The sequence below is a fragment of the Bradyrhizobium sp. MI1.7 genome (assembly GCF_055811795.1).
In genome coordinates this window covers 155,400-171,096 of the sequence record NZ_JBVVPO010000002.1, presented here as the reverse complement: position 1 = coordinate 171,096, position 15,697 = coordinate 155,400, and the positions used below count along the sequence as shown (strand labels likewise).

Below are 15,697 nucleotides of genomic sequence, written 5' to 3'. Positions count from 1 at the left end.
ACGCGCTTTCAGCGTGGCCGCGCCTACCGCCGGCCGCCGCCCATCCCGCCTCCGGGACCTCCAAAGCCGCCACCGCCCATTCCACCGCCGGGTCCCATGGGCCCACCGCCGGGCGAACCAAATCCGCCGGGGCCTGACGGGCCGCTCGAGCCCGCCGGCGCGGAGCCGGGATTCGCACTTGGGCCAGGTCCAGGGCCAGATCCCGGCGCAGGTCCACCACCGGGCGCGCCGGGCTGGCCGCCGCTCGGAGTGGTGGCACCGCGGTTCGGATGCAGGATCGAGCCGCCGGGCGACCGATTGGGACTGCCGCCACCGGATGGAGGGGCTCCAGGCCCCTGACCGATGGCCTGAGCCGACTCCACCTGGAAGCCGCGCGAGCGATCGAACACGCCGTTGACCACCATGCGGGCTTCGCCGGCGGCCGGGCCGAAGCGCGAACCGTCACGAGCCACGAAGCCGGAGCCGAGCTGGAGGTTCGATCCCACACGCTGCACATAGGCCTCGATCGAGAGGCGGCTTGCGCCGACGAGATCCGAGAAGTCGTCGATGCGCGTGCGCGCGGCCTGCATCGTGCCCTGGCTCGAACGGCCCTCGATCTGGGCGCGCTGGCCAACCAGCAGCGGATCGACCCCGCTCAGCCTCAGCCCGCCAATACGCAAGCCATCAGGCCCGCGCTCGACGAGACCGGTGACACGCTCGGTCGCCTCGCGCCGCGGCTCGATCAGGCTTGCGACGATCACGCCGTCGGTCCGGCGCAGGCCGTAGACGGCCACCTGCGTGCCCGCACGAAGCTTGCTCTCCTTGTCGCTTGTGACGATCTTCTGGCTGAGCACCGTCAGCTCGTTGCCCTTCACGGTTTCGATCGGACCTGCGACCTCGCTCGCGATCGTGATGTTGCGCGTCACGAGCGTGCCGTCGGCCTGACGGGTCGCGACCACGCGCGCAAGCTGGCCGATGCGCAGAGCCTTGGGGCTCGCGGCCTCGCCGTCGATCCGGACCGGCACGTCGCTCGCATAAGTGACCCGCTCGCCGTTGACGTAGATGCTGCCAAACCGCTGGATCACGCCGACGATGCCGGTGCCGCCGATGCCGTGGTCGTCACCGCGCCTGATTCCGGTGCCGCCGATGCCCTGATCGGTGCCGCGCTTGACCTGCGCGTGGGCCATCGCCGTACCGGCGAGCCAAAATCCTGTCAGCAGCAGACGGCGGGAGATCAGCGGCGGCCGGCTCATGAAGAACCACCCTTCTTGCCGCTTTCCTTGCTGTTGTCCTTGCCGCCTTCCTTGGCCTCTGCCTCGCCATCTGCGTCTTCGCTGTAGATGTAGATGCCGAAATTCCAGCGGGCGTCACCGCCCTTGTCCTTGCCGAGCGCGCGGTTGGCCTCGCGGTTGGCGGTCTTCAGCGCGTCCATCGCGAGCTCGCGCGAGCGTGCCTCGAGGCGCTTGGCAAGCTTCGGCGAGATGTTGTTGTAGTGCACCGCGCGCTCGAGGAAGCGCGGCGCCGCGCCTGAGACGTTCTGTGCGGCGGCCGCGATATGGTCGTGCAGATTGCGGCCGAGATAGTGCCATTTGCTGTCGTCCTCGCCGCTCGGGACGAAGGCCGCCTCGACCAGCTCGATCTCGTCGGAATCGTTGATGGTGACGAGCTTGCGGTCGACCCATTCGTCGAGCACCGCGCGCGGCCGCACGTCCTTGGTGACGGAGGCGACCAGCTGCTCGAACGACGGCGCATCGCCCTCGGCCGTGCGCGGCAACGCCAGCGGCTCGCCTTTCGCATCGGTGAATTCGGGCGCAGCAAGCCAGCGCGCGATCACGGCGCTCGTCAGCGACACCGCGGCCGGCGCCTCGTGCACCGGCGCGCCGGCACCGCGCAGCCGCGCCACCTCCTTGCGATGGATCCCGGTGAGCAGGCTGACACGGCTGTCGGTCTGCTCCTTCCCCTCCAGCGCAAAATCGTGCTCGGCGACGTTGACGAACAGCTCGCGAAGCAATTGCGCCAATGCCGGAAAAGTCATGCCACTGCGAATGCAGAGCCGAACGAGCGGGCGCAGCAGCCGCGCCAGCGGCGCGTGCAGCTTCGCGGCAGTCGGCTGCGGAGCCGCTGCTTTGGACCCGGACTTGGCATTCATGTCTGAACTGTACCCGTGCCCCACGTGGGACACAATCCCACTTTTTCCCACTTTCCGATTGACGTGGTAAATTTTCCCACGTACACGAGGCGCCACTGAGGGCGCGACGTAAAGGGAATCACACCCATGGCTGACCGCTTGGTCCGCAATTCCAACTCACTGCGTGCTCTGCCGGCTCCTGACTGGGGGCGCGGCGCAATCGAGCCGATGCTGCCGGCGCTGTTGCGCGGCGTGATCTTCATCTCGGTGCTGGCCGCACCGTTCGTCGCGGCCCTTCTCGCAGGCTGACACCATCATGCATCACACCAGCGAAACTCCGCACCGCCCGTCGGTGCTGCACATCTTCAAGATCTATTATCCCGACCTGTTCGGCGGCACGCTGACGGTGATCCGCGACATCTGCGCCAGCCTGAAGGACAGCTTCGCCTCCGCCTTGCTGGTCTGCTCGCAATCGGCCGAGCGGCGCGAGATCGTCGTCAACGATGTGCCGGTCGAGCGCGTCCGCTCATTCGGCAATGTCCTGTCGCTTCCCGCCGCCCCCACCTATCCCTGGCGGCTCTGGCGCAAGATCGCCGAGCACGATTTGCTCGCGCTCCATGCCCCCTTCCCGCTCGCCGACCTCGTTTTCGCCTTCGGCTTCGGCGCCAATCGGCCGCTGGTGGTGCACTGGCATGCCGACATCGTCACCCATGCCGGCCTGCGCTGGTTCATCGAACCGTTGATGCGGCGGACACTGCGCCGGGCGAAAGCGATCATCGTCTCGGACCACGCGCTGATCGAGAACACGCCGTTGCTGCGGGAATTCGTCGACAAATGCCACATCGTGCCGTTCGGCATCGACACCGCGGGTTACGACTGGCCGAAGATCGAGCCGCACCACGTGAACGATCGCGGCCGGCTCGTGCTCGCCTGCGGCCGGCTCGTGCCCTACAAGGGCTTTGACGTCCTGATCCGCGCCGCGGTCAACCGCAAGTTCGAGGTCTGGATCATCGGCGAAGGCACCGAGCGTCCGCGGCTCGAGCAGCTGATCCGCGAGCTCGGCCTCGGTGACCGCGTCCGCCTGCTCGGTTCGGTGAACGACAGCGAGCGCATCAAGCTGATGTGCCTGTCCGACGTCTTCGTCATGCCGTCGGTCACCAATGCCGAGACCTTTGGCCTGGTCCAGCTCGAGGCCATGGCCGCCGGCCGCCCTGTCGTGAACACGGCGCTCGACACCGCGGTGCCGCGCGTCGCCCGCCACGGCATGGAGGCGATCACGGTGCCGCCAGGCGATGCCGAAAAGCTCGGCGATGCCATCGACACGCTGATCAGCGATCCCGAGCGCCGCCGCCGCATGGGACTGTCAGCCCGGACGCGCGCCCTCACCCGCTATTCCGCCCCAGCCTTCAGGGAAGGCATGCAGGCCGTCTACCGCGACGCCGTCACCGCGTCGTGCAAGGTACCCGCAACCGCCGCCGAGCCGCCGCAGGCGACCGGCTGGCTGGACACCGTCCGGATCGCGGCCGCACTGGCCTGGTCGGACATGCGCCACCGCTACGTGCGTTCGCTGCTCGGCCCGTTCTGGATGTCGCTTCAGATGGCGATCGTGGTCGCAGTATTGGGCTCGGTGATCGGCCAGATGTCGAACGCCGACATGCTGGCGCGCCTGCCGATGCTGGCGCTGTCGATGACGGCCTGGACCTTCCTCAACAGCGTCGTGCTCGATGCGACCACGGCGCTTCAGAATTCCGCGAGCCTGATCCGCGACCGGGCGCTGCCGCCGGTGATCTTCCTGCTCCAATGCACCTTCCGCCAGGCGCTGTTCGCGCTGCATAACGCCTGCGTGCCGCTGGTGCTGTGGCTGATCCTCTCGCCCCACGACCTCTCTCACGCGCTGGCGGCGTTGCCCGGCCTGCTGCTATTCATAGCCTGTACCTTCGCCTTGAGCCTCGTCCTCGGCGCGACGGCAACGCGCTATCGCGACCTCAAGCCGATCATCGAATCCACGCTGATGCTCGCCTTCCTCGCCTCGCCCGTGATCTGGTCCGCCGAGATGATCAATCACCGCTCGACGGTGATGCGGCTCAATCCGCTGACGCATCTGTTCGCGGTGTGGCGCGAGCCACTTGCAGGCGGCAATATCGATCCCGCCAGCATCGTCTACGTCCTCATCACGCTGGCGCTGCTGATCTTTGCGAGCGTGCTGACGCTGGTCCACCTGCGCAAAGCCGCATTCTGGATTTGACGCATGGTCTCGATCAACCTGCACAACGTCTGTCTCGACTATCCGCTCTACGGCGCCTACGACTTTTCGCTGAAGCGGCGGCTACTCGGCCACCTCATCCGCGAACCGGGCGAGATGCGGATCATCCGCGCCGTCGACAACGTCTCGATCGAGGCCGAAGCCGGCGCCCGTATCGGGCTCGCCGGGCCCAACGGCTCCGGCAAGTCGACGCTGCTGCGCCTGATTGCCGGTGTCTATCCGCCGAGCAGTGGCCGCGTCACGGTCCGGGGCAACGTCGTGCCCCTGCTCGGCCTGAACGCCGGGGTCAATCTGGACTTCGTGGCGGAGGACAACATCGCGCTGCTGCTGCGGATCAGCGGTCGCAAGCCCACACGTAGCGTGATCGACGAGATCTGGGCTTTCACCGAGCTCGAAACGCGCATGCAGCGCCTGCCCCTGCGGATGTTCTCCTCGGGCATGCTGATGCGGGTGTTGTTCGCGACCGCCACCGCTTTCCCGGCCGACATCCTGCTGCTCGACGAATGGCTCAGCGTCGTTGACGAGCGTTTTGCGGAGAAGGCCGAGAGGCGGCTGCAAAACCTGGTCTCGCAGGCAGCGATCGTGATCATCGCCTCGCACGACCTGCCGCTGCTGCGCCGCACCTGCTCCAGCATCATCAACCTCGATCACGGCCGCATCGCCTCGACCATCGCGGTCGAGCCGCCCGCCACGCACGCCTTTGAGCTCCGAGAGAAACGCGCATGAAACAGAACATCCTGGTCGTGTCCGAGTCGCTCGGGCAACCCAATCACAAGCGCGGCATCTTCCACTTCACCCGGGAATTGGTACGGTCGCTCGCGTCGGAAGGCCACGAACTCACGTTGCTGGTGGAAACCTCGAAGCGTTACCGCAAGCTATGTCGGCGCGAGCGACGCACGAAGCTGTTTCCGGCGCAGTCGCGCAACATCGAGCTGCTCGCTCTTTATCGCTTCCTCGACGAGGTCAACGTGAGCGGGCCGGTAATGCTCAGCGGCGCGCGTCGCAGGTTCGACTGGCTCCGCCACAAGGCCACCATGCTGGCGTCGCGGGATAATATCCTCTGCCTCCTGCGCGCGATCGGCCTGCTTGGCCTGCAAGCCCGGCTGATCGAGAACCGGACCGCCGCGCTCGAATACATTCCGCCGGATATGCGCCATCTCGAACTGTTCAGCGAATTCCAGCTCGAGCCCGGATTCTTCGACTATCAGGACTCCTCGGCCTTCTTCCTGCTGCCGCCGCCGCGGATCGACGCGCGTGACTATGATCTCATCGTTGTGGACACCCCGACGCGGGTCGCGATCAGGCGCAAGCCGAACGCCAAGGTGATCTGCGTCGTCCACGATTTGCTGCCGCTCACCGACCTCAAGCTCAGCGACATCGCCACGCGGCAGTTCCTGGCGCGGATCGGCACCAGCCTGCGCCAGGCTGACGAGCTCGCCTTCGTTTCAAACTATAGCATGATGCGGTTCAGGGAACTGTTGCCGCAATTTGCGCACCTGCCGGCGCGGGTCGTGTATCCCCGCACCCGGTTCGACGCCCCGGATGTCCTCCACCTCCCAGCCCTGTCGGGGCGTCCGGGGCGGCCGAACTTCGTCATCATCGTGTCGAACGAGCCGCGCAAGAACGTCGCCACCGTCATTCGTGCCTTCCGCAACGTCCCTCAGGCCGATCTGGTGGTGATCGGTCATGCGGGCCAGATCAGCCGGATGCGCAACCTGCCGCCAAATGTCCGCTTCGCCGGCTATGTCGACGAGCATGAAAAGGCCGCCATGATCGCGGAGGCGCACGGGCTGATCATGCCGAGCCTGGCCGAAGGCTTCGGCATACCGATCATCGAGGCGCTGGCCGCGAACACGCCGGTGCTGTGCTCCGATATCGCGGTGTTCCGTGAGGTCGCGGGCGAGCTCGCCGACTATTTCGATCCGTTCTCGACCGATGCGATCGCAGCTTCGATCACCCGCGTGCTGACACGGCAGGAGGAATACCGCGGCCGCATCCGCGCGAGGCGACACGAGCTCGCCGAACGCTTCGGCTACGAGACCCAGGCGCGCGACTTCCTCGGGCATGAGATGCCCCGGGAAAGCCTGGCCGCCGCGCAATAAGCGTCGTTGCACATGACTGCTGAAACCGCGGAATGGTCCGGCCCGGCCGGTCGACAAGCCTTGCGCGCCCGATGGCAGGCCATGGGCAAATCGCCCGCTCTGATCGGGGCCGCCGATGTGCTCGCTGTGTTGATCGCGGCGTCCCTGCCCTGGTCGACCACAGCGCCTTCGATCTTCGTCGGGCTCTGGCTGCTGGTGGTGACGCCGACCATCGACTGGCGCGACTATGGACGCCAGCTCGCACGGCCTGCGTTCGCCCTGCCCTTTGTCTTCCTGCTGCTCGCGCTTCTCGGCACGCTCTGGTCGGACGGCGCGTGGGCCGACCGGGTGCATGCGATCAAGCCGGTCGCAAAGCTCGTGCTCATTCCAGCACTGCTCTATCACTTCAGCCGATCCGAACGCGGTTTCTGGCTTTTGCTTGGCTTTCTCGTATCCTGCGCGCTGCTTGCAGTCTACTCCTGGATCGTGCTGCACGATCCCGCCTGGAAGCTCACCGCGACCGCGTCGGCGGGCGTTCCCGTCAAGAACTACATCGACCAGAGCCAGGAATTCACGCTGAGCGCCTTTGCGCTCGCGCTGCCGGCGTTGACTTTTTGGCGCGGCGGAAACGTGGTCGCGACAGCCCTCTGTCTGGCATTGATCCTGCTGTTCGCCACCAACATGGTGTTCGTCGCCTCCGCCCGCACGGCGCTGCTGTGCATCGCGGTGCTGCTCGGACTGCTCGCCTGGAGGCATTTGAGCCGGCGCGCGGCGCTGGTCCTGCTCGCGGGCACGATAACCGCGAGCGCGCTGGCCTGGACGACCTCGCCCTATCTGCGCCACCGCATTGCAGACATCGCCGTCGAATACCGCCACGGCCATGAGGACATCAGCCGAGCCTCGACCGCCCAACGCCTGACCTATTGGCGCAAGGCGCTTCACGCCTTTGCCGAGGCGCCCCTGGCCGGTCACGGCACCGGGTCGATCAAGCGCCAGTTCGAGCACGCCGCCACCGGTGGAAGCAGCCTCGATGCGGAGATCGTCAGCAATCCCCACAACCAGACCCTCAATGTCGGCATGCAATGGGGCATACTCGGCGTCGCCCTGCTCTACGCCATGTGGATCGCCCACCTTCGCCTGTTCCTTGACGAAGGCCTTGCGGCCTGGATCGGGCTCGTGGCCGTCGTACAGAACATCGCGAGCTCGCTTCTGAACTCGCATTTGTTCGATTTCCACGAAGGCTGGATGTATGTGCTCGGCGTCGGCGTCGCCGGCGGCATGGCGCTGAAGGCAAGAGCCGGCCGCCAACCCTGACTATTGACTCCGCTCGTGGCCGACCTCGCCGGTGATGACGTCGCCGAACAGCTCCCAGGCCTGCCCGTTGAAGCGCATCAACTGCATCTGCTCGATCGGGAAATAGTCGTCGGTGGAGGTGTTGACCATGATGCCTGGCAGCATCAGATCAGTGTGGAAATTCTTCAGGCTAGTGGCCTGCTTCATCACGTTCTCACGGGTGAGATTGTCACCGCACTGCTTCAACACCTGCGCCATCGCCTCGGCCTGCACATAGCCGTAGATGTTGTTGGCGTTGGCCTTGTCGCCATCGGGATAATATTTGTCCATGAATTCGCGCCACTTCACCACCGCCGGGTCCTTGTCCCAGGTCGGGTCGGTCGGATCCTTCAGATAGACGGTCGAGATGATATCCTTGGAATAGTCGAGCCCGGCGGGCTTGAGCACCGAGGCGACCGAGGTCGCGGTATTGGCGAGGAAGAATTTTGGTTTCCAGCCGAGCTCTCCGACCTTCCGGATTGCCTGCGCCGATCCCTTCGGGGCGGCCCATGAGAAGAAGATGTCGGCGCCCGAGTCATGCAGCGCCACGATCTGCGAGTCGATCGAGGGATCGCTGACCTCATAGGATTTGTCAGCAATGATCATGCCGGCCTTGTCGCCGAGCCCGTCCTTCAGGCCCTTGAACTGGTCCTTGCCGGCGTCGTCGTTCTGCCAGAACACCGCGATCTTGCTGTTGGGAAAATGATCGCGGATGTATTTTGCGTAGATCCGCCCCTCGCTCTGGTAGTTCGGCTGGAAACCCATGGTCCACGGGAAATTCTTGGGGTCGCCGAACTTGGTGCCGCCGGAGGCGACGAAGAGCTGCGGCACCTTCTTGGCATTCATGTATTTCATGATCGCGGAGTTCGAGGGCGTGCCGAGCGGCTGGAAGATCAGCAGCACCTCGTCGCTCTCGACCAGCTTGCGCGCCTGCTCGATCGCCTTCGGCGGCGAATAGGCGTCGTCATAGCTGATGAAGTTGATCTTGCGGCCGTTGATGCCGCCCTGATCGTTGATCATCCTGAAATAGGCGGCCTCGGTCTTGCCTATGACGCCATAGGACGACGCCGGCCCGCTATAGGGCATGATGTTGCCGATCTTGACTTCGGTGTCGGTGGCTCCGGGATCGTATTTCTTCTGCGCCAGAGCCGGTGCCGTGACGAGCACGCCGGCAGCAAGAATGGCGAGGGCAGCAAGGCTTTCGCGACGACCCGGCATCGTTCTCTCCCCTATGTTTTGTAGTCTTGTTTTGCGGAGAGTGTCGCAAGGCCGTTCGCCGCTGGCAAGCGCCGCGATTTTCCGCGCCGTGAAACGACGGACCCGGAACTTACGCGGTGCGCCGCAGCAGTCTCAGCGCGCGCCCGTCGATCACGAGCAATGCGCTACCGATGACGATGGCGCCCGCGATCTCGCGCGCGGAGATCGGCTCACCCAGCACCAGCCATCCCAGCAGGATGGCGGTGACGGGAATGAGCAGAGTCACCAGCATCACGTTGGTCGCGCCCGAACGCCGAATGATCTGAAAGAAGACGATGTAGGCGAGCGCCGTAGATAGGGCGGCCAGGCCAAGCACCGCGAGCCAGGTCGTGAGACCCGGCATCGAAAGGTGCCACGGCTGCTCCATAGCTCCGGCGACGACCGCCATCATCACAGTCGACGCCATCAGCTGAAACGTCGCCGTTCCCAGCGGAGGCGCGTCCTTCAGCAGCCTCCGCGCGGCAAGCGCCGCAAAGCCATAGCTGAACGCGCCGCCCAGGCAGAGCAGGATGCCGAGCCCCTGCCCCGGCCTCGTTTCGATGCCCCATCCGCGCAGAATGATGCCGCCGGCGAGGCCGAGCGCCACGCCGGCCACCCGACGCATCTGCAGGGCCTCTTCGCCGGCCGCCGCCATCACCATCACCGTGAAGAGCGGCGTGGTCGCGTTCAGGATCGAGGCCAGTCCGCTCGGGATGAAGGTCTGTCCGAGCACGATCAGCGAGAACGGGATGACGTTGTTGAGCAGCCCGATCGCGACGAACGGCTTCCAGCCCGCCATGCCCTTGGGAAGACCGATGCCCTGCATCCGGAGCAACGGCAGCAGAATGGCCGCCCCAAGCGCGACGCGCAGGAACACCAGCGTCAACGGCGGCAATTCCCGCAGCGCCGCACCATTGAAGAAGAACGATCCGCCCCAGAGAACCGAGAGCACCGCGAGCAGCGACCAGTCTCGCGCATCGATCCTGTTATCGTTCGGGGACATGTGCTTCACCTCGGCGGCCGAGCCTGCCGCCTAGGACGGCGCGAGACAGGCCGCCACCCGATTTCCGACAACGTTGTTCAGGAAGGGCGCCGCGAGCGAGCGTCACCGGCAATATCGGCGATCACCGCTCCAATCACCAGCGCGCCGCCAATGAGCGCATGCACGGCGGGCAACTCCCGGAAGGCGACCCAGATCCAGAACGGCATCAGCGGCGTTTCCAGCGTCGCGATCAGGGAAGCCTGCCCTGATGGCAGCAAGCGCGAGCCGAGCATGTAGAAGGTCAGGCCGAGCGCGACCTGGAGGCAGCCGAACATCGCGAGGATCGCAAGGCCATTGCCGCCGACATGGGCGATGTCGTGGGCGAAGGGAAGGCTGACGAGGCTTCCCATGAAGTTCGACAGCGCGGCCGCGGCCACCATCGACGTCTCGCGATGGCGCCGGACCACGACGGTCATGGCGGAGATGGCAAGCACCATCAGGCAGCTCAGCGCGACGCCGCCGAGATCGGCGCCGGCTTGCACACCGCCGACCGTGATGACGACGCCGGCAAAGGCAATCAGGCTCGCGGTCAGCGTACGCCACGTCGCGGCTTCGCCGAGCCACAGCCATGCCAGCGCGGCCGCGATGAAGGGCTGGGTGGCAATCAGCACGGCGACGTTCATGACCTTGGTCATCTGAAGCGCGGGAATGAACGAGACCATGCCGACCGCGGACAAGGACGCGACGAGCAGGCCGCCCTTCCCCGGCACGACCAATTGCCACAGCGCAGCGCGACCCTGCATCACGACGAGAAAGACCGTGATCAGGCTGCCCGCGAACAGGCCTCGCCAGAACAGGATGGTCCAGGGGTCGAACGGCAAGAGGCGCGTGAAGAACGGCGCCGTGCTCCAGGCAACTGCGGCAGCGATGACGAGGGCAATGCCGAGACCGCGATCCGAACGAGGCTGCCCCATGTTGATGCGTCCAGCTAGGTCGGCTTCTTCGGCCGCGACACCAGCTCGATCATCTTGCCTTCATCGTCGTCGGGCATTGCGGCCTTCGCCTGCGCGTAGGACTCGACCGCAGCGCGCGAGACCAGCGGCTTGTCGGCGAGCAGGCTTTCGGCGAGCCTCACCGCGTAGGCGGCATCCTTGTGCCGCAGCGCCGCCGTAAACGTCGCGCCGCTGAAATCGCGGGCGACCATGCGCCTGGAGTGACGCTGCACCTGCGGGCTTGCCGCGACACCGGCCTGGATCGATTCCAGCACCAGGTTCATGTCGAGCCCGGCCTGTTCGGCGATGGCGAGGCCTTCGGCAAGGCCCGCGATCTGGATCGCACCCAAGAGATTGTTGATGAGCTTGTAGACGGTGCCGGAGCCGACCGCGCCGAAATGGCGGATGGTCGAGCCGATCGGTTCGAGGAACGGCCGCGCACGTTCGAGATCAGCTGCGTCAGCGCCGGCGAGCAGCGTCAGCTTTCCGGCCGCTGCCGCATCCGGCAATCCCGTCACGGGGCAGTCGATGTAGATCAGCCCGCGCGCGTTCAGTTCGCGGCCCATCTCGCGGGCGTGGTCATAGGAGACGGTGGAGCACTCGATCGCAATGGTGCCGGCCTTTGCCGTCTTGGCCGCGCCCTCAGGCCCGAGCCAGACCACGCGCGAGGCTTCGTCATCAGCGACCATGGTCACGACCGCATCGGCATCGATCGCGGCATCCTCAGGCGAGGTCGCCCAATGCGCACCGCGCGCGATCAGGTCGTCCGCTTTTGCCTTGCTGCGATTCCAAAGCGTCACCGTGAAGCCGGCATCGAGATAGCGGCCGGCCATGCCGTGGCCCATCCGCCCCAACCCGATGAAGGCGACGCGGGACATCAGTCGACGTCCTCGATGTCGGCGCCGGTGGTGCCGAAGGCGCGCTGCGCCAGGGTTGCGGCCATGAAGTCGTCGAGCTCACCGTTCAGCACGCCCGACGTGTCAGACGTCTGCACGCCGGTGCGCAAATCCTTCACCATCTGGTAGGGCTGCAGCACGTAGGAGCGGATCTGGTGACCCCAGCCGATATCGGTCTTGGCGGCCTGGTCGGCGGCAGCCTTCTCCTCGCGCTTCTTCAGCTCGATCTCGTAAAGCCGCGCGCGCAGCATGTCCCAGGCCTGCGCCCGGTTCTTGTGCTGGGAGCGGCCGGCCTGGCAGACCACGGCAACGCCGGTCGGAATATGCGTCAGGCGCACCGCGGATTCGGTCTTGTTGACGTGCTGGCCACCGGCGCCGCCCGAGCGCATGGTGTCGACGCGGACGTCGGCTTCCTTGATGTCGATCTTGATGCTGTCGTCGATGACGGGGAATACCTGCACGCTCGAAAACGAGGTGTGCCGCCGCGCGTTGGAATCGAACGGCGAGATGCGCACCAGCCGGTGCACCCCCGCCTCCGTCTTCAGCCAGCCATAGGCATTGTGGCCGGAGACCTGGATCGTCGCGGACTTGATGCCGGCCTCTTCGCCCTCGGACTCTTCGAGGAATTCGACCTTGAAGCCGTGCGTCTCGGCCCAGCGCGTGTACATGCGCAGCAGCATCTGCGCCCAGTCCTGGCTTTCGGTGCCGCCGGCACCGGCATGGACTTCGAGATAGGAATCGAAACGATCCGCCTCGCCTGACAGCAGCGCCTCGAGCTCGCGCCGGGCGACTTCCTTCTTCAGGTTCTTCAGCGCGGTTTCGGCCTCAGTGACGACGCCGGCATCGCCCTCGGCCTCGCCGAGCTCGATCATGCCGATGTCGTCTTCGAGCTCCTGCTCGACCTTGCCGATGCCCGAGAGCGAATCCTCAAGCGAGGTGCGCTCCTGCATCAGCTTCTGGGCTTTCTGGGGATCGTTCCAGAGGTTGGGATCTTCTGCGAGCTTGTTCAGCTCAGCGAGGCGCGCCGTCGATTTCTCGACGTCAAAGATGCCTCCTCAGCAGCCCGACTGACTGCTTGATCTCTTCTACCAACCGTTCGATTTCGGCGCGCATGTTGTTCTCTGATCTCGCGGAATCCCGCGTGCAATTCAGATCGGGATGTAGCGGCGGCGGCTGCAAAGCGCAACCGCCGGAACCGCGATCGTCTGTCTTATCCGCTAGTACAGCCCGCCGGTGCCCGGCCGCATGAAGAAGCCGGAATCCGGCTGCTGCTGCTGCGACGCCGGCACGCCGCCGCGCCCGTCGGCATCGGCGACGCCGATGACCGAGTAGTTGTCAGGCGGCGCCGTGCCCGGCTTGAAGGCTTCGAGGATGGTTCCACCGGTCTCGCCGGGACCGGCGCGCATGCCGGTCTTGGAGACGACGCGCACGAGCTTGATGCCGGCCGGCACCTTGAACGGAACCGCGGGCTTGTCGGCGAGCGCAAGCTTGAGGAAGTCGCGCGCGATGGGCGCGGCCAGATGGCCGCCGGTCGCGGCGTTGCCCCTACCGAGCGCGCGCGGCTTGTCGTAGCCCATATAGATCGCGACGGCGACGTCGGGCGAGAAGCCGACGAACCAGGCGTCCTTGGCCTCGTTGGTGGTGCCGGTCTTGCCGGCGATCGGCTTGCCGACCTCCTTGACCACGGTTGCGGTACCGGCCTGGACCACGCCTTCCATCAGCTCGGTGATCTGATAGGCGGTCATGGAATCCAGCACCTGCTCGCGGCGGTCGATCAGCTGCGGCTCGGCCTGGTTCTTCCAGCCGCCCGGCGCGTCGCAGCCGCGGCATTCGCGCTGGTCGTGCTTGAAGATGGTGCGGCCGTAACGGTCCTGGATACGGTCGATCAAGGTCGGCTTCACCCGGCGACCGCCATTGGCGAGCATCGAATAGGCCGTGACCATGCGCATCGCCGTGGTCTCGCCGGCGCCGAGCGCGTAGGAGAGATAGTTCGGCAATTCGTCATAGACGCCGAAGCGGCGCGCATATTCGCCGATCAGGGGCATGCCGATGTCCTGCGCAAGGCGCACCGTCACGGTGTTGAGCGACTGCCGCAAAGCGTTGCGCAGCGTGACGGGTCCCTGGAATTTGCCGGACGAGAAGTTTTCGGGCCGCCACACGCCGGCGCCCTGGCCCTGGTCGATTTCGATGGGCGCGTCGAGCACCACGGTCGAGGGCGTATAACCGTTGTCGAGCGCGGCCGAATAGACGATCGGCTTGAACGACGAGCCCGGCTGCCGGTAGGCCTGCGTGGCGCGGTTGAACTGGCTCTGGTCGAACGAGAAGCCGCCGACCATCGCGAGCACGCGGCCGGTCCAGGGATCCATCGCCACCATCGCGCCGGACACTTCGGGGATCTGGCGCAGGCGGTACTGGCCTTCGACCGGCTGTCCCTCCTTGGTGTAGAGCGGATCGGCATAGATCACGTCGCCGGGCTGCAACACCTGCGCCACCGACGTAGGGGTCTTGCCCTTGGCGTTGCCTTGGGCCGCCCTCGCCCAGCGCACGCCGTCGACCGTGACGATGCCGGTCTCGCGTTGCTTGCTGATGGCGCCGCCGAGCTCGCGGTTCGGCTGGAAGCCGATGCGCGCCGACTGGTCGCTGGTCTCCAGCACCACCGCCATGCGCCATGGCGAGATGTCGGACAGCGACTTGATCTCGGCGAGCTTCACGCCCCAATCGCCCGAAATATCGAGCTTGCTCATGGCGCCGCGATAGCCCTGCTGCTCGTCATAGTTCACGAGGCCGGCGACCATGGCCTTGCGCGCCATGACCTGGATCTTCGGATCGAGCGTGGTGCGGACGGACAGACCGCCTTCGTAGAGCTTCTTCTCGCCGTAGCGCTCGAAGATGTCGCGGCGGACTTCCTCGGCGAAATATTCACCGGCGAAGGTGTGAGCGCCGTTGGAACGGTTGGTGACGGCCAGCGGCTCCTTGCGAGCCTTGTCGGCGTCGGCCTGCTTGATCCAGCCGTTCTCCAGCAGACGGTCGATCACGTAGTTGCGACGCTCGATGGCGCGATCGCGGTTGCGCACCGGATGCAGCGTCGCGGGCATCTTCGGCAGCGCGGCGAGATAGGACGCTTCAGCGACCGTCAGCTCGTTCACCGACTTGTCGAAATACACCAGCGAAGCGGCCGCGATGCCGTAGGCGCCAAGGCCGAGATAGATCTCGTTCAGGTACAGCTCGAGGATCTTGTCCTTCGAATAGGTCTTCTCGATGCGCATCGCCAGCAAGGCTTCCTTGATCTTGCGGGCGAAGGAGACCTCGTTGGTCAGAAGGAAGTTCTTGGCGACCTGCTGGGTGATCGTGGAGGCGCCCTGCGGACGCCGGTTCGAGCCGTAGTTCTGGATGAAGAGCACGCCGGCGCGCGCCATGCCGGTGTAGTCGATGCCGCCATGCTCGTAGAAATTCTTGTCCTCGGCCGCGAGGAAGGCGTTGATCACGAGCTTCGGCACCGCCTGGATCGGCAGGTATAGCCGGCGCTCCTTGGCGTATTCGCCGAGCAGCGAGCCGTCGACCGCGTGCACGCGGGTCATCACCGGCGGCTCGTAATCCTGAAGCTGAGAGTAGTCCGGCAAGTCCTTGGAGAAATGCCAGATCAGGCCTGCCACGGCCCCGACACCGACAAGGAACACCACCGTTCCCGCGGCGAACAGGAAGCCCATGAACCGCACCAGCAAGCGCATTATATGTTTATCCGTTCAAACTCTGGATCAGCTCAAGGCACCCAAAACAGGCGCCAACTCCACGTCGCGAATTTACCGGC

At 65.6% G+C, this 15,697-nt stretch carries 13 protein-coding genes; 5 read left to right on the top strand and 8 right to left on the bottom strand.

The window, feature by feature from the left end:
* Window positions 1-23: 23 nt before the first annotated feature.
* Window positions 24-1,232 carry a DUF5666 domain-containing protein gene (locus AC0L3X_RS03545; RefSeq protein ID WP_063983530.1) on the bottom strand — a complete coding sequence of 403 codons (1,209 nt, stop codon included), beginning with the start codon at window positions 1,230-1,232 and terminating at the stop codon, window positions 24-26.
* A complete protein-coding gene (locus AC0L3X_RS03540; RefSeq protein WP_063983531.1) occupies window positions 1,229-2,128 on the bottom strand; it encodes a DUF6502 family protein in 900 nt (299 codons plus the stop codon). The genes AC0L3X_RS03545 and AC0L3X_RS03540 overlap by 4 nt, the downstream gene beginning before the upstream one ends.
* A gap of 126 nt (window positions 2,129-2,254) precedes the next feature.
* On the opposite strand from AC0L3X_RS03540, the gene AC0L3X_RS03535 reads away from it, so the two are divergent.
* Genes AC0L3X_RS03535 through AC0L3X_RS03515 form a run of 5 tightly spaced genes read left to right on the top strand, consistent with a single transcriptional unit; the run spans window position 2,255 to window position 7,765 of the window.
* Entirely contained in the window at window positions 2,255-2,416 is a 162-nt protein-coding gene (locus AC0L3X_RS03535; protein ID WP_187387718.1) for a hypothetical protein, read from the top strand.
* A 7-nt stretch (window positions 2,417-2,423) separates the two neighbouring features.
* Entirely contained in the window at window positions 2,424-4,352 is a 1,929-nt protein-coding gene (locus AC0L3X_RS03530) for a glycosyltransferase (RefSeq protein WP_063983532.1), read from the top strand.
* 3 nt (window positions 4,353-4,355) lie between these two features.
* Complete coding sequence (locus tag AC0L3X_RS03525) at window positions 4,356-5,096, top strand: ABC transporter ATP-binding protein (RefSeq protein ID WP_063983533.1); 741 nt, start codon at window positions 4,356-4,358, stop codon at window positions 5,094-5,096.
* A complete protein-coding gene (locus AC0L3X_RS03520; RefSeq protein ID WP_063983534.1) occupies window positions 5,093-6,472 on the top strand; it encodes a glycosyltransferase family 4 protein in 1,380 nt (459 codons plus the stop codon). The genes AC0L3X_RS03525 and AC0L3X_RS03520 overlap by 4 nt, the downstream gene beginning before the upstream one ends.
* Before the next feature lie 12 nt (window positions 6,473-6,484).
* Window positions 6,485-7,765, top strand: coding sequence for an O-antigen ligase family protein (locus AC0L3X_RS03515; RefSeq protein ID WP_354095334.1), 1,281 nt, complete (start codon window positions 6,485-6,487; stop codon window positions 7,763-7,765).
* Here AC0L3X_RS03515 and AC0L3X_RS03510 read toward each other — a convergent pair whose 3' ends face one another.
* The 6 genes from AC0L3X_RS03510 to AC0L3X_RS03485 form a co-directional block, all read right to left on the bottom strand.
* Window positions 7,766-9,001, bottom strand: coding sequence for an ABC transporter substrate-binding protein (locus AC0L3X_RS03510; protein WP_063983536.1), 1,236 nt, complete (start codon window positions 8,999-9,001; stop codon window positions 7,766-7,768).
* Window positions 9,002-9,110: 109 nt separating this feature from the next.
* Window positions 9,111-10,022 (bottom strand): DMT family transporter, encoded by a 912-nt coding sequence (locus AC0L3X_RS03505; RefSeq protein WP_354141729.1) that lies wholly within the window; start codon window positions 10,020-10,022, stop codon window positions 9,111-9,113.
* A gap of 77 nt (window positions 10,023-10,099) precedes the next feature.
* Window positions 10,100-10,975 carry a DMT family transporter gene (locus AC0L3X_RS03500; RefSeq protein ID WP_063983538.1) on the bottom strand — a complete coding sequence of 292 codons (876 nt, stop codon included), beginning with the start codon at window positions 10,973-10,975 and terminating at the stop codon, window positions 10,100-10,102.
* A 14-nt stretch (window positions 10,976-10,989) separates the two neighbouring features.
* Window positions 10,990-11,871, bottom strand: a complete 882-nt coding sequence (locus AC0L3X_RS03495; protein ID WP_063983539.1) for an NAD(P)-dependent oxidoreductase — start codon at window positions 11,869-11,871, stop codon at window positions 10,990-10,992.
* Window positions 11,871-13,002, bottom strand: a protein-coding gene (gene prfB / locus AC0L3X_RS03490; RefSeq protein WP_100213929.1) for a peptide chain release factor 2 whose coding sequence is annotated in 2 segments (ribosomal slippage) — window positions 11,871-12,932 and window positions 12,934-13,002 — 1,131 coding nt in all. Because the reading frame shifts where the segments join, the coding sequence is not laid out codon by codon here. Before prfB ends, AC0L3X_RS03495 begins: the two co-directional genes overlap by 1 nt.
* Window positions 13,003-13,106: 104 nt before the next feature.
* Window positions 13,107-15,617, bottom strand: coding sequence for a penicillin-binding protein 1A (locus AC0L3X_RS03485; protein WP_014495579.1), 2,511 nt, complete (start codon window positions 15,615-15,617; stop codon window positions 13,107-13,109).
* Window positions 15,618-15,697: the final 80 nt, after the last annotated feature.

Coding starts and splice junctions, on each gene's coding strand:
- AC0L3X_RS03545 (WP_063983530.1), bottom strand. CDS start 1,232: ATGAGCCGGCCGCCGCTGATCTCCCGCCGTCTGCTGCTGACAGGATTT.
- AC0L3X_RS03540 (WP_063983531.1), bottom strand. CDS start 2,128: ATGAATGCCAAGTCCGGGTCCAAAGCAGCGGCTCCGCAGCCGACTGCC.
- AC0L3X_RS03535 (WP_187387718.1), top strand. CDS start 2,255: ATGGCTGACCGCTTGGTCCGCAATTCCAACTCACTGCGTGCTCTGCCG.
- AC0L3X_RS03530 (WP_063983532.1), top strand. CDS start 2,424: ATGCATCACACCAGCGAAACTCCGCACCGCCCGTCGGTGCTGCACATC.
- AC0L3X_RS03525 (WP_063983533.1), top strand. CDS start 4,356: ATGGTCTCGATCAACCTGCACAACGTCTGTCTCGACTATCCGCTCTAC.
- AC0L3X_RS03520 (WP_063983534.1), top strand. CDS start 5,093: ATGAAACAGAACATCCTGGTCGTGTCCGAGTCGCTCGGGCAACCCAAT.
- AC0L3X_RS03515 (WP_354095334.1), top strand. CDS start 6,485: ATGACTGCTGAAACCGCGGAATGGTCCGGCCCGGCCGGTCGACAAGCC.
- AC0L3X_RS03510 (WP_063983536.1), bottom strand. CDS start 9,001: ATGCCGGGTCGTCGCGAAAGCCTTGCTGCCCTCGCCATTCTTGCTGCC.
- AC0L3X_RS03505 (WP_354141729.1), bottom strand. CDS start 10,022: ATGTCCCCGAACGATAACAGGATCGATGCGCGAGACTGGTCGCTGCTC.
- AC0L3X_RS03500 (WP_063983538.1), bottom strand. CDS start 10,975: ATGGGGCAGCCTCGTTCGGATCGCGGTCTCGGCATTGCCCTCGTCATC.
- AC0L3X_RS03495 (WP_063983539.1), bottom strand. CDS start 11,871: ATGTCCCGCGTCGCCTTCATCGGGTTGGGGCGGATGGGCCACGGCATG.
- AC0L3X_RS03485 (WP_014495579.1), bottom strand. CDS start 15,617: ATGCGCTTGCTGGTGCGGTTCATGGGCTTCCTGTTCGCCGCGGGAACG.